Source organism: Providencia sp., from assembly GCF_003533305.1.
Lineage (GTDB): Bacteria > Pseudomonadota > Gammaproteobacteria > Enterobacterales > Enterobacteriaceae > Providencia.
The window spans coordinates 228,175-241,747 of the sequence record NZ_DOEH01000023.1; the positions used below are offsets into that span (position 1 = coordinate 228,175).

Sequence of the window (13,573 nt, forward strand, 5' to 3'; positions counted from 1 at the left end):
CGACATGAGGGTGAAACGTTTAATTGTATGTTTTAATTTGATAAATAAGATTGTATTAGGGTTTGTGATTGCCGTTTGGAGTGTAGTGGGTATTGCTGATACCAGTAGTAGTACGTTTAATTTCACTGCAATATTTGTGGGGGGAAGTTGTGAAATTAGCGCACCCACGAGTATTCAGTTTAATGATGGTGAGACGTTACGGCCTTCTGAAATTGAACAAGGAATAGCCGCAACAACGCAGTCATTTAATCTTATTCTCAGTAAATGTAGCGGATGGGGATTAACACCTTCTGTCAAAGTGAATGGTCAGAAAACGTCAGACTTTGGTCCTGCACTTTTTCGCAATACGTTAGGTGCGATGGATTCAAATGGTTATGGAATTTTATTAGCGACAGATGGAAATACCTCGTTTGTTTCAAATCCTAATTTAGCCGCGACAGGGACAATCTTAGCTAAAAATTGGAATCCAGAGTCGCAACTGGATTCGATAGATATCCGCATTCCAATAGTGGCGAAATTGACTTGTGGCAATTGCGATTATGCAGGGCGCCAAAGTGGTGCATTTAAAGCGACGGTTACTTTTGATTTTGTATATGAATAAGGCTAGTGAGTTATCGACATGAACAATATTAGGCTCAAACAAGTTTGTACAACTTTAATTTTTGCTGCTTTGTTTGTTTGGGGATTACTTTTCGCCAAAGAGAGCTATGCAGAAGGCGGGCTTAGCTTGGATCAAACTCGAGTCGTGTTTGATGGAGACGCGAAGAGTACCAAAGTGACATTAAACAACCAAAGTGAGCGTGTGTATTTGATCAATAGTCGAGTATTAATGACACCCGATGGGAATGAGAGATCGACAGCAGTACTGCCATTTATGGTGACGCCTCCTTTGTTCCGGTTAGAGAAAGAAAGCCGCAATACAGTGTTAATTTCTCGCAATAACATTTCGGCCTTACCTACTGATCGTGAATCTTTATTTTATCTGAGCTTTTTAGCAATTCCATCAGTAAAAAAAGGTAGCGAAGAGGTCACGGAAAAAGGATCAACCACGACACAAGTGTCTTTTGGTATCCGTATGTTAATTAAACTATTTTATCGGCCAACTGGTTTTTCGATGCCAGTATTGGCTGCGCCTGAAAAATTGACCTTTGTTCAACAAGGTATGCAATTACAAGTTACTAATCCGACGCCTTATTACCAGACGTTAGCGCAACTGACACTTAATGGGCAGTCTATCAATGTGCGTGAACAAGGTGCGATGATAGCGCCATTTTCAACTCAAACTTATCAAGTGAAAGCGCAAGTGCATGATATTCATTGGTCTGTCATTAATGATTTCGGTGGGTTAAGTGAAACCTTTCATTGGGCGCAATAAGTGAATGAGGAGTAGGACGATGAAGAGCAAGTACACCCTATTTCCGAAAGGTATTCATAGCTTGGTGATTATTTTATTCTTAGCCAATATTTCAGTAGCGAAAGCCGAAATACCGAGTGAGAGTAATGGAATTGTCTTGCAAGGCACAAGGGTAATTTATCCTAGCAATGAAAAGAATGGCATTACTTTTACGGTGACTAATAGAACATCGCAAGTCTATTTATTGCAATCGAGGGTTTTGTCGTGGCCAGTTTTGGCGGCTCAAGATGACTTGCAATTATCGGAAGAAACGAAAGGTGAGGTGACCACTAATGCGCCATTTATTGTGCTGCCGCCGTTAATTCGTTTTGCACCTTTGGATGAAATGACATTACGTATTCGGTTGACAAAAAATACATTACCAGTAGACCGTGAATCAGTATTCATGTTGGCGTTAAAAGCCATTCCAGCACAATCAGACTCTGAAGAGCGGTCTGGCGCAAAGATGGTACTAGCCTTGCAAAATAGCCTCAAATTATTTTATCGCCCTGAAGGTTTACCTTTTATGGACGGTGATGAACGAGCAAAACAATTGCAGTTTTCACATCAGGGTATGCAGCTTGAGGTTAAGAATCCAACACCTTATTACGTGACGATGAGTGATATTTCTGTCGATATGGATTCTGTATCGCTTGAGGGACATTCCATGATTGCGCCTTTTTCGGTTGAGCATTATGGACTCTCTACGTCAGGTGGTCGCTCGGTGAGTTGGCAAATTATCGATGATAATGGGCTTAAATCCACGGTACAAACTCAGAGACTAAATACCGCACTTTAATATTTCCACACAAATTTTTTTACGATGGAACACAGCCATTGGGGGTTAGTGTGCCTGTTGATTAATTGAGATAGATGTATGCAAAGTATTCGAAAACAAAAAATGAATAGAGCGCAGGGGCTGCCAATGCTTTTTCGCTTAAAGTTATTAAGTGTGGGCGTAATATTGAGCGTGTCGCCATTGGTTTACAGTGAAGACTATTTCGATCCGAGCTTTTTGACTTTGAGTGGTGAAAATAGCCAAGTTGATTTGTCGGCATTTAGTCAAGAAGGTGGCATTGCCGAAGGGGATTATACGGTTGCCGTGTTTGTGAACCACCAAGATGCAGGGCAATTTACGCTTCATTTTGAAAAAAACGTGAAACAAGTCATTGTGCCTGAATTAACGCCTGCTCTTTTGGCATCATGGGGGGTGAATGTGACCAATGTGCCAAAGCTTAAATCGTTACCTTTGAAAACCCCAATTGACGATTTAGCGGCTTATATTCCGCAGGCGACCACAAAACTAGATTTGGCGCGTTTGCGTTTAGATATCAGTATTCCGCAAGTGGCGATGAATTCGGTGTTAGCTCGTCAAATGGACCCGGCACTGTGGGAAGATGGTATTCCTGCGTTGATATTAAATTATAGCCTCAGTGCAGGTCGAAACCGTAACCATAGTGCGAGTAACAGAACTTCACAGGCCGATAATCTATTTGCTTCAGTGAGGGGGCGTGTCAACTTTGGGCCGTGGCGCTTAAACAGTACGATGACTCATACCCGTTTTGGCTATAGTGGGCAATCGGAGCAAGGAAATCGAACTCAGCAACAAACACGTTTTTCGAATACTTATTTGTCTCGTGATATTCGTGGGCTACGCTCGACATTATTGGTAGGGGAAGCCAGTACCGGAGGTGAAATATTCGATGGCGTGCCATTTAAAGGAGTACAACTTACCTCAAATGAGCAAATGTTACCGAGTCAGCTGCGTGGTTATGCACCTGTGATTAGTGGTGTTGCCAATACAAGTGCCCGTATTACGGTGCGTCAAAATGGCAATGTGGTGTATGAAACCTATGTGGCACCGGGGCCTTTTTATATAAATGATATTCAACAAGCTGGATTATCTGGCGACTTTGATGTGACCGTGACGGAAACGGATGGTACTGAACGCCGCTTTATTGTGCCTTATTCCGCATTGCCGATGATGTTGCGCCCTGGTAGTTGGAAATATGAATTAACTGCGGGGCGTTATAATGGCTCACAGACTCAAGGATCGAAGCAATCAGATTTCGTGCTCGGTACGGGAGTGTATGGTTCACAAAGTGGGATCACATTATTCGGCGGTGTGCTTGCTGCAAAGGATTACCAATCCATCAGTGCAGGGTCGGGGATCTCATTAGGGGAGATTGGTGCAGTTTCGGCAGATATTACTCAGTCAGTTGCCAAGTTTCAAACAGCTGCGGGGAAATTTGATCGTAAAACGGGTCAATCATATCGGTTACGCTATTCGAAAAGTTTAGTCTCAACGGGTACATCTGTAGATTTAACGGCACTCCGTTATTCGACAGAACATTTTTATAATTTTAGTGAATTTAATAGTCAGGGCTATAGTCTTGAAGAGGGAGTCACCCCATGGACTTTGCAACGTCGTCGTAGCAGCTTCCAAACACAATTAAGTCAACAATTAAACGGATACGGTACGCTACATTTTCGAGCGCATCGAGATGACTATTGGGGGGGAAGTAAAACCTTAACAGGATTATCCTTGGGATATAGCGGAACGGTGAAAAATGTCAGCTTTGGTGTGAATTACAATATTGACCGAATGAAAGATACAAATGGAAATTGGCCTGAAAACCGTCAAATCAGCGTCAATATGAGTATTCCGTTGCGTGTTTTTGGTTATTCAGAGGATTTACAGTCTATCTATGCGACTTCGACGATGACTCAGGATAATCAAGGGCGGACACAAAATCAAATTGGACTGAGTGGTAGTCTAGTTGATAGTGCTATGTCGTACAGTGTCTCACAAAGTTGGGGAAACCAAGGGCAAACAGCGGTTAGTAATGTCAATTTAGGATATCAAGGTAATAAAGGTAGTTTAAGTACGGGGTATAGCTACAGTGGTGATTCTCGTTCCATTAATATGAATGCCAGTGGTGGACTTCTAGTTCATGCCGGTGGGGTGACATTATCTCGCTCAATGGGTGAATCAGTCGCGTTGGTCAGTGCTCCTGGTGCGTCTGGAGCCCACTTGACTAATGGTAATGCGACCGTAGATTGGCAAGGCTATGCTGTTGCGCCTTATTTATCTGATTATATGAAAAACAGCGTGGGAATCGATCCGACAACATTGCCTGAGGGGGTGGATGTAACGCATTCAAATGTAAATGTTTATCCAACCAAAGGGGCGGTAGTTAAGGTGAATATTGCCACCCGCATTGGTTATCAGGTATTAGTGACGTTGAAGCAACCAAATCAGCAATCCGTACCATTCGGTGCCATCGCTACATTAATGAATGCAACGAGTGGGGATGAGGTCAGCAGTATTGTTGGAGATATGGGGCAAGTATACCTAGCCGGTCTTCCTGAAGAGGGTGAATTATTAGTTAAATGGGGCGAGACACCAGACCGCCAATGTCGAGTGAAATTTGCACTTACGCATTTGAACATAAATTCAGATAACCCAATACGCCAAGTGACTTATACCTGCAACAGTGTAATTGATAAAAAAATTATGTTAGCAGAGCCTAAACCAGTAGAAATGAGTTCTATTCTACTCACGTTAGAACATGAAAAAAATAATGAAAAACGTATATTTTTACGTTGAGTTCATATTAATTGAGATGTTGGATTTCTGAAGGTGAAAATAAAATGCCAATAAATTTATTAAATAAATAATCACTTATATTTCGTAGTGATGGAATAAATTTCAATTTAATATAATGTAATGAAAAGGGCGAGCTTAATGATATTTAAATTAAAAAATAGTTATTATCGATGGATAGTCACTATATTAATTGGAATTGGGTACTTTTTGGTAGGAATGAATAATTCTTATGCGGCTAGAATTAATGCTTCAATTAATGAAGGTTTTATACCAGTAGGCTCTTTTTCAGGTTCAGTCACTGTTCCTGCGAATACATATTTAAATGAAAGTGACTCCTTATATTCAGGCTTTGCATTTGCACTTACAAGTATGGGAGGGGGTATTTGTTCCAGTAACCAAAGCAATTGGAAAACAATTGATGGTTATTATGGATATGAATTAGAGACTGGCATTTTATTAATTATATATGATACAAATATTACAGGAAGTGTAATTTCTTCTTCGCATGGGACAGTAGCAGTTAATGGTACATTTAATCGTTATGGCGTTTTATCTGGATCGATACCACCAAAAACAAATTCAGAAAATTGTTACTCTTATTTAACTGAAAGTTTTAGAACACCAAGCAAAACGACAATACAAATAAATGGTCAATATGGTTACTATATTTCATCTCGTGCAGTTGCCGGTTCTTTTTCATTACAAAGAATTGGGTTGCGACGGGCTCAAGGTCAGGGAACAAATGGTGATTACATTAATATTAATGCTTCTGATTTACTAACGGTCACCTATATTCCCCCATTGAATTGTTCTATATCCGCGCCACCAACTATTAATTTTGGCATAATTAATGGCTTTAATACGAAAAGTGACGAATATTTAGCGCAACAAACTGGCGATTTGAATATTAATTGTTTTAGTGATGATCCAAATAGAGTTGCGAATGTAAAAATTCAAGTGATTGGAAAAGCAGAAAATTGGCCTAATATTCTCACGTTACGAAATGAGGAGAATAACATTTCGGCAGGTGAGATTCGAGGATGGATAAGGCCTCAAGGGGATCTTTCTTGTTCAGGTTCATCAGGAACTAATACAATGTATTTCTCTTCACCCGATCGTTGGATCGATGGCGGCAAAATTAAGAATGGAATAAATTTGATCCCCTATGTTTTTTATTTGTGTGGCAGTGGTAACAATAAAGCCAATAATTTGGGGCGCGCAAGTGCTACTGCGACCATTAATCTTTTGTGGAATTAAATTGAGTGATGAGTTTAAGTGTAAGACTTAAGGGTTCCACTTAAGATAAACATTGATGATAAATACCGATAAAAATGATAGCTCACAACTAACTATAATCATTTTACTTTGACGATTAGGCAGAAATTGATTTGGTTTTCATTTGGTTAAGGAAATTGAAACGCACTTATTTTAATCGTTTTTTTTCAAGAAACGTTGTCAGTTATCACTAAATTTACGACTAATTGCTTCAGAATCACAAATCACCTTGATCCCTGATAGTGAACTCAGGTTTAATAAGGGTAATGTTTTGCGCAATAAGGGCGCCTTAAAGTGAAATTTTGCGCAATAGAATGGATTCAGCACTGCGATAGCCTATTTTATTAACAGTTGGCTGTCAGGAGCGTAGCAAATAAGATCAAATTGCGTTAGTTTCATGGTCTGGCTGTGAAATTAGTCATAATTTTGAAATGTGAAAACTGGCTTAAGTACGTTTTTATCCTACCTGGAGTATACTGATGACGACTCGTAAAACCCTTGCTAATGCTATCCGCTTTCTAAGTATGGATGCGGTTCAAAAAGCAAAATCAGGGCATCCTGGCGCGCCTATGGGCATGGCTGATATTGCTGAAGTGCTTTGGCGCTCCCACATGAACCATAACCCAGCAGATCCACACTGGGCAAATCGTGACCGTTTTGTATTGTCAAACGGACATGGTTCTATGTTGATTTATAGCTTGCTACACCTTACAGGCTATGACTTATCAATCGAAGAGTTAAAAAACTTCCGTCAACTACATTCTAAAACACCGGGCCATCCAGAATATGGTTATACACCGGGTGTTGAAACGACTACCGGTCCATTAGGACAAGGTATTGCAAATGCTGTCGGTTTTGCAATCGCAGAGCGTACATTAGCGGCACAATTTAACCGTCCAGGTCATGATGTTGTTGATCACCATAGCTATGTATTTATGGGTGACGGCTGCATGATGGAAGGTATCTCACACGAAGCTTGTTCTTTAGCGGGTACCCTGAAATTAAATAAACTGATCGCATTCTATGATGACAACGGTATTTCTATCGATGGTGAAGTAGAAGGTTGGTTTACAGACGATACCGCAGCACGTTTCGAAGCTTACAATTGGCATGTGATCCGTGATATTGATGGCCATGATGCAGATCAAATTAATGCGGCAATTAATGAAGCGAAAAACCAAGCAGATAAACCAACACTTATCATCTGTAAAACAGTGATTGGTTTTGGTTCACCTAACAAAGCGGGTTCAGAATCTGTTCACGGTGCGCCATTAGGTGATGCAGAAATCGCGGCAACACGTGAAGCGTTGGGCTGGCATTATGCGCCATTCGAAATTCCACAAGAAATTTATCAAGCTTGGGATGCTCGCTCTGCTGGCAAAGAAAAAGAAAGCGCTTGGGATGTTAAATTTGCGGCTTATGCAAGTGCATTCCCTGAGCTAGCAAAAGAATTTACACGTCGTATGGCGGGTGAGTTACCTGCAAGCTTTGATGCTGATGCGAAGAAGTTTGTTGAACAACTGCAACAAAATCCAGCGAATATCGCGAGCCGTAAAGCTTCACAAAATGCATTGGAAGCTTTTGGTAAAGTATTACCTGAATTTATGGGCGGTTCTGCTGACTTAGCACCTAGTAATTTAACTATGTGGTCAGGTTCTAAAGCACTGAACGTAGATGTTGCAGGTAACTACATCCATTACGGTGTTCGTGAATTTGGTATGTCAGCTATTATGAACGGTATTGCGTTGCATGGTGGCTTCATTCCTTACGGTGCAACTTTCCTCATGTTTGTTGAATACGCGCGTAATGCGGTTCGTATGGCAGCATTGATGAAAATTCGTAGCATCTTCGTTTACACACATGACTCTATCGGTCTAGGTGAAGATGGCCCAACGCATCAGCCAGTAGAACAACTTGCAAGCCTGCGTGTGACACCAAATGTCAGCACATGGCGTCCTTGTGACCAAGTCGAATCTGCGGTTGCATGGAAATATGCTGTTGAGCGTAAAGATGGTCCAAGTGCACTGATTTTCTCTCGTCAAAATCTGGAACAGCAACCTCGTACCGCTGAGCAATTAGCGAATATCGAAAAAGGTGCTTATATCCTGAAAGATTGCGCGGGCACACCAGAGCTTATCTTTATCGCAACTGGTTCTGAAGTTGAATTAGCCGTGAAAGCGGCTGACCAACTGTCTGCTGAAGGTCGTAAAGTTCGTGTGGTTTCAATGCCATCAACAGATGCATTTGATAAACAAGATGCGGCATACCGTGAAGCGGTTCTACCTGCAAATGTTAGCGCTCGTGTGGCTATCGAAGCGGGTATTGCAGATTACTGGTTCAAATATACAGGTCTGAATGGTGCAATTATTGGTATGCATTCATTTGGTGAATCAGCTCCGGCGGAACTTCTGTACAAAGAGTTCGGTATTACGGTTGAAAATGCAGTTGCATCAGCAAAAGCATTATTGAAATAGCGCCCAAATTAATTGCTGGTAAGTGACGGCAATAGAGCTAAAAAGCGCTCTTGTATCAATTTAGGTACAAGGGCGTTGTTTTTTTGTGCATTCGTACCTGTTTTGCTATTGCGTTCTGTAAATTTATCCCTTAATCTAATTCTAGATAAGCTGAACCGTTTCAGTTTTAGTTAATCCAATGAAAAAAATATCAAAAATGTCGAGTGAAGCACACTTTTGATGTTTGACAGCTAAAATGAGCAGTAGAGTTTGTGTGAGTCAGTTATCCTAAGCAACCGTGTGATTTTGCTCAGATATAAGGTATTCAATGGCAATCAGGGTAGCAATTAATGGCTTTGGTCGGATTGGTCGAAGTGTTTTAAGAGCTTTATATGAATCTAGCCGCCGAGCGGAAATCGTGGTGGTGGCAATCAATGAGCTGGCCGAGCCTGAAGGCATTGCGCACTTGTTGAAATATGATTCAAGCCATGGGCGCTTTGCTTGGGATGTGCGTCTCAATGGTGAGCTTCTACAGGTTGGTGATGACAATATCCGTATATTTCATCAATCTGAGATAAACCAATTGCCTTGGAAAGAGTTGGGAATCGACATTGTACTCGATTGCAGTGGGGCTTATGGCTCCCGTGAAGATGGCTTACAGCATCTTGCATCTGGCGCAAAAAAAGTGTTGTTCTCTCATCCGGGTACTGACGATCTTGATGCGACCGTTGTGTATGGCGTTAATCATGATAGCCTTAGACAAGAAGATAAAATTGTCTCTAACGCATCTTGCACCACAAACTGTATTATTCCTATTATCAAATTATTGGATGACGCGTTCGGCATTGAATCAGGCACGGTGACAACGATCCACGCATCAATGAATGACCAACCAGTTATCGATGCTTATCATAAAGACTTGAGGAGAACGCGTGCGGCAAGCCAATCTATTATCCCTGTTGATACTAAGCTAGCTGCCGGAATTACCCGTATTTTTCCGAAGTTTGAAGGTCGCTTTGAGGCTATTTCGGTGCGTGTGCCAACCATCAATGTGACGGCAATAGACTTGAGCGTTACTGTGCATGAAAACGTCTGTGTCGAAAAAGTGAACTCACTATTGCACGGCGCCGCACAAGCACATTTTCGTGGTATAATAGACTATACTGAATTACCACTTGTCTCGACGGATTTTAATCATGATCCCCACAGTGCCATTGTTGATGGAACTCAAACGAGAGTAAGTGGTCAGCATTTAATTAAAACCCTAGTCTGGTGTGATAACGAATGGGGTTTTGCTAACCGGATGCTAGATACAACGCTAGCGATGGCAAAAACAGGTTTCAACTAATTGACTACTGATAATCAGCTATTGATATACAAAAAAGTTTGGTATGCCTGATTATTTACATAGGGTCGATAAAAATTTTATAGAGAATCAACAAGAGGATTCACCATGTCTGTAATTAAGATGACCGATTTGGACCTAGCGGGTAAACGCGTTTTTATTCGTTCTGACCTAAACGTTCCTGTAAAAGATGGCAAAGTTACTTCTGATGCGCGTATTCGTGCTTCATTACCAACAATTGAAAATGCTCTCAAGCAAGGTGCTAAAGTCATGGTCACTTCTCACCTCGGTCGCCCGACTGAAGGTGAATACAACGAAGAGTTTTCTTTACAACCTGTTGTTGACTATCTGGCAGCAAAAATTGATTACCCAGTTCGTTTGGTTAAAGACTATTTGAATGGCGTTGATATTGCTGATGGTGAGTTAGTTGTTCTAGAAAACGTTCGCTTTAATAAAGGCGAGAAAAAAGATGATGAAACCCTATCTAAACAATATGCTGCACTATGTGATGTTTATGTGATGGATGCATTTGGTACGGCTCACCGTGCTCAAGCGTCAACGCATGGTGTTGCAAAATTCGCTCCTGTTGCTTGTGCAGGTCCATTGCTGAGCAATGAACTGGAAGCATTAGGTAAAGCGCTGGGTAACCCTGCGCGCCCAATGGTAGCGATTGTTGGTGGTTCTAAAGTTTCAACTAAACTGACTGTTTTAGATTCACTGTCTAAAATTGCTGATCAACTGATTGTTGGTGGTGGTATCGCAAATACCTTTATCGCTGCGCAGGGTAATAATGTGGGTCGCTCATTGTATGAAGCAGACCTAATCCCTGAAGCGAAAAAATTACTGGCTAACTGCCAAATTCCAGTACCAACAGATGTTCGTGTTGCAACTGAGTTCTCTGAAACTGCGGCTGCCACTTTGAAACCAAGCACTGAAATCAAAGATGACGAACAAATTTTGGACTTAGGTGACGAATCCGCAGAACGTTTGGCTGAGATTCTGAAAAATGCAAAAACCATTCTGTGGAATGGCCCAGTTGGCGTATTTGAATTCCCTAACTTCCGTAAGGGAACAGAAATCGTTGCTCGTGCAATTGCCGAAAGTGACGCATTTTCTATCGCTGGTGGTGGTGACACCCTAGCAGCTATCGATTTATTTAATATCGCTGATAAAATTTCCTATATCTCTACCGGCGGTGGTGCTTTCCTTGAATTTGTTGAAGGTAAAAAGCTCCCAGCTGTTGTGATGCTAGAAGAACGTGCTAAAGCGTAATTAATTTGTTCATACACAATAGGCGGCATTGACCGCCTATTCACCACAGGACCTTTTCACATGTCTAAAATTTTTGATTTTGTTAAACCGGGTGTTATCACGGGTGATGATGTACAGAAAGTTTTCGCAGTTGCCAAAGAAAATAACTTTGCATTGCCAGCGGTGAACTGTGTTGGTACTGATTCAATTAACGCCGTACTTGAAGCGGCAGCAAAAGTACGTGCTCCTGTTATTGTTCAGTTCTCAAACGGTGGCGCTGCATTTATCGCAGGTAAAGGCTTGAAAGCGGAAGGCCAACAAGCGGCTATCTTAGGTGCAATCTCTGGCGCTCATCATGTGCATCAAATGGCAGAACATTACGGTGTTCCTGTTATTTTGCATACTGACCACTGTGCACGTAAATTACTGCCATGGATTGATGGCCTGTTAGATGCGGGTGAAAAACACTACGCGAAAACAGGTAAACCATTATTCTCTTCACATATGATTGATTTATCTGAAGAATCATTAGAAGAAAATATTGAAATCTGTGCTAAATACTTAGCGCGTATGGCAAAAATCGACATGACTCTAGAAATCGAGCTAGGTTGTACTGGCGGCGAAGAAGACGGTGTTGATAACACAGGAATGGATAGCTCTGAGCTATACACTCAACCAGAAGATGTTGCTTATGCTTATGAGAAACTGAACGCAGTTAGTCCACGTTTCACTATCGCAGCATCATTCGGTAACGTTCATGGTGTTTATAAACCAGGTAACGTGCAATTGACGCCAAAAATTCTGCGTAATTCACAAGATTTCGTTTCTGAGAAATTTAACTTGCCACACAATAGCTTAGATTTCGTTTTCCACGGCGGTTCAGGTTCAAGCGCTGAAGAAATCAAAGAAGCTGTCGGTTACGGTGTTATCAAAATGAACATCGATACTGACACTCAGTGGGCAACTTGGGACGGTATCCTGCAATATTACAAAAAGAACGAAGGCTATTTGCAAGCTCAGTTAGGTAATCCAGAAGGTGCGGATAAACCTAATAAAAAATACTATGACCCTCGTGTATGGTTACGTAAATCACAAGAGTCAATGGTTGTTCGTTTAGAGCAAGCATTCAAAGAATTGAATTGCGTTGACGTTCTGTAATTAACTAACTCGTTAATTTAGAAAGTTTAATCCCTCCGTAAGGCGACTTGCGGGGGGATTTTTTATGTTAGTGTATTTTAATAATACTTTAACATTTATTGTTTTTTTTGAATTTAGTTACTTAATAAATGGATAGTTGCCTTTATATTCAAATTATTTTCAGAACAACTTTATAAAGTTTTTTACTACTAATGAAGTTAAAGTTGGAGCGAAAAAAGAGAAATTGTGTCGATTAAAATATAACCAGTTGTTGCGCGATACGCAACGGCAGTGATACAATCTTATTGAACCTATGGATAAGACGATGATAAAAGATTTTAAACATAAGGGATTAAAACAATTTTTTCTTTACGGTTCAGTGGCCGGAATAAATATAGAGCATAGTAATAAAATTCGTTTACGATTGGCTGTTATTGATTCGGCAGCACAAGTTAATGATATCAATAGACCCGGTTATAATTTGCACCAATTGAAAGGAAATAAGCTTGGATACTGGTCTATCGTTGTCACTGGTAATTGGCGTATCACCTTTCGCTTTGAAAACGGCAATGCTTATATAGTTAATTATGAGGACTATCATTAATGAATATGTTCAATCCCCCCCATGCAGGTGAACTGATAATAGAAACTTTGGATGAGTTAAATATAAGTGCGCGAGATTTAGCGAAAGCTTTGCATGTAGCACCTTCTACTGTCCACCGTATACTTAAAGGCACTGCAATTGTCACCCCTGAAATGGCAATTAAACTATCTAAAGTTCTTGGGAGTTCACCAAAATTTTGGCTCAATATTCAAGATAATTACAGCCTTTATATCGCAGCAGGGAAAGTTGATGTTACACATTTAGAGAGTCTCGTTACCACGGCTTAATTTCTTTATTAATAAGCACTTATAAAGCCTCGGTTTTATAAGGTGTACCTTGATGAAATCTTAACTGCCATTGATTGGCTGGATTTCTTAACCAAAGAGATGAACGATTGGTGTGTTTTATTTCTAACCTTTCCTCAAGTTCAAAACTATGGTAATTGATAAGAACGGAATCATCACCTATCGTTGAAATACTTAGACTTGTTCTGTTAATCATGAGT

11 protein-coding genes are annotated in these 13,573 nt (G+C 40.8%); all 11 read left to right on the forward strand.

The features are described from left to right. The first annotated feature begins 4 nt into the window (after positions 1 to 4). The 11 genes from DD649_RS15445 to DD649_RS15495 all read left to right on the forward strand — a co-directional run bounded on the left by DD649_RS15445 (position 5) and on the right by DD649_RS15495 (position 13,355). On the forward strand, positions 5 to 601 hold the full coding sequence (locus DD649_RS15445; RefSeq protein WP_294108545.1) for a fimbrial protein: 597 nt from the start codon (positions 5 to 7) through the stop codon (positions 599 to 601). An 18-nt stretch (positions 602 to 619) separates the two neighbouring features. Then, on the forward strand, positions 620 to 1,375 hold the full coding sequence (locus DD649_RS15450) for a molecular chaperone (protein ID WP_294108546.1): 756 nt from the start codon (positions 620 to 622) through the stop codon (positions 1,373 to 1,375). A gap of 19 nt (positions 1,376 to 1,394) precedes the next feature. Continuing rightward, entirely contained in the window at positions 1,395 to 2,192 is a 798-nt protein-coding gene (locus DD649_RS15455) for a molecular chaperone (RefSeq protein ID WP_294108548.1), read from the forward strand. A gap of 126 nt (positions 2,193 to 2,318) precedes the next feature. Next, positions 2,319 to 5,003: a fimbria/pilus outer membrane usher protein gene (locus DD649_RS15460; RefSeq protein WP_336430930.1), complete on the forward strand. Its 2,685-nt coding sequence runs from the start codon at positions 2,319 to 2,321 to the stop codon at positions 5,001 to 5,003. A gap of 138 nt (positions 5,004 to 5,141) precedes the next feature. Continuing rightward, complete coding sequence (locus DD649_RS15465; protein WP_294108552.1) at positions 5,142 to 6,260, forward strand: hypothetical protein; 1,119 nt, start codon at positions 5,142 to 5,144, stop codon at positions 6,258 to 6,260. Between the two features lie 497 nt (positions 6,261 to 6,757). Further along, positions 6,758 to 8,752 carry a transketolase gene (gene tkt, locus DD649_RS15470; RefSeq protein WP_294108554.1) on the forward strand — a complete coding sequence of 665 codons (1,995 nt, stop codon included), beginning with the start codon at positions 6,758 to 6,760 and terminating at the stop codon, positions 8,750 to 8,752. A 307-nt stretch (positions 8,753 to 9,059) separates the two neighbouring features. Next, complete coding sequence (epd, locus tag DD649_RS15475; protein WP_294108555.1) at positions 9,060 to 10,079, forward strand: erythrose-4-phosphate dehydrogenase; 1,020 nt, start codon at positions 9,060 to 9,062, stop codon at positions 10,077 to 10,079. Between the two features lie 105 nt (positions 10,080 to 10,184). Further along, positions 10,185 to 11,348 carry a phosphoglycerate kinase gene (gene pgk / locus DD649_RS15480; RefSeq protein WP_294108559.1) on the forward strand — a complete coding sequence of 388 codons (1,164 nt, stop codon included), beginning with the start codon at positions 10,185 to 10,187 and terminating at the stop codon, positions 11,346 to 11,348. A gap of 60 nt (positions 11,349 to 11,408) precedes the next feature. Next, the gene (gene fbaA / locus DD649_RS15485; RefSeq protein ID WP_294108562.1) at positions 11,409 to 12,485 is read left to right on the forward strand and encodes a class II fructose-bisphosphate aldolase; all 1,077 of its coding nucleotides are present in this window, start codon (positions 11,409 to 11,411) and stop codon (positions 12,483 to 12,485) included. Positions 12,486 to 12,789: 304 nt separating this feature from the next. Continuing rightward, positions 12,790 to 13,068 (forward strand): type II toxin-antitoxin system RelE/ParE family toxin, encoded by a 279-nt coding sequence (locus DD649_RS15490; protein WP_294108564.1) that lies wholly within the window; start codon positions 12,790 to 12,792, stop codon positions 13,066 to 13,068. Then, the gene (locus tag DD649_RS15495; protein WP_294108566.1) at positions 13,068 to 13,355 is read left to right on the forward strand and encodes a HigA family addiction module antitoxin; all 288 of its coding nucleotides are present in this window, start codon (positions 13,068 to 13,070) and stop codon (positions 13,353 to 13,355) included. The genes DD649_RS15490 and DD649_RS15495 overlap by 1 nt, the downstream gene beginning before the upstream one ends. Positions 13,356 to 13,573: the final 218 nt, after the last annotated feature.

Bases quoted from the DNA above. Each gene is read 5' to 3' on its own strand.
- DD649_RS15445 (WP_294108545.1), top strand. From the start codon at position 5: ATGAGGGTGAAACGTTTAATTGTATGTTTTAATTTGATAAATAAGATT.
- DD649_RS15450 (WP_294108546.1), top strand. From the start codon at position 620: ATGAACAATATTAGGCTCAAACAAGTTTGTACAACTTTAATTTTTGCT.
- DD649_RS15455 (WP_294108548.1), top strand. From the start codon at position 1,395: ATGAAGAGCAAGTACACCCTATTTCCGAAAGGTATTCATAGCTTGGTG.
- DD649_RS15460 (WP_336430930.1), top strand. From the start codon at position 2,319: ATGCTTTTTCGCTTAAAGTTATTAAGTGTGGGCGTAATATTGAGCGTG.
- DD649_RS15465 (WP_294108552.1), top strand. From the start codon at position 5,142: ATGATATTTAAATTAAAAAATAGTTATTATCGATGGATAGTCACTATA.
- tkt (WP_294108554.1), top strand. From the start codon at position 6,758: ATGACGACTCGTAAAACCCTTGCTAATGCTATCCGCTTTCTAAGTATG.
- epd (WP_294108555.1), top strand. From the start codon at position 9,060: ATGGCAATCAGGGTAGCAATTAATGGCTTTGGTCGGATTGGTCGAAGT.
- pgk (WP_294108559.1), top strand. From the start codon at position 10,185: ATGTCTGTAATTAAGATGACCGATTTGGACCTAGCGGGTAAACGCGTT.
- fbaA (WP_294108562.1), top strand. From the start codon at position 11,409: ATGTCTAAAATTTTTGATTTTGTTAAACCGGGTGTTATCACGGGTGAT.
- DD649_RS15490 (WP_294108564.1), top strand. From the start codon at position 12,790: ATGATAAAAGATTTTAAACATAAGGGATTAAAACAATTTTTTCTTTAC.
- DD649_RS15495 (WP_294108566.1), top strand. From the start codon at position 13,068: ATGAATATGTTCAATCCCCCCCATGCAGGTGAACTGATAATAGAAACT.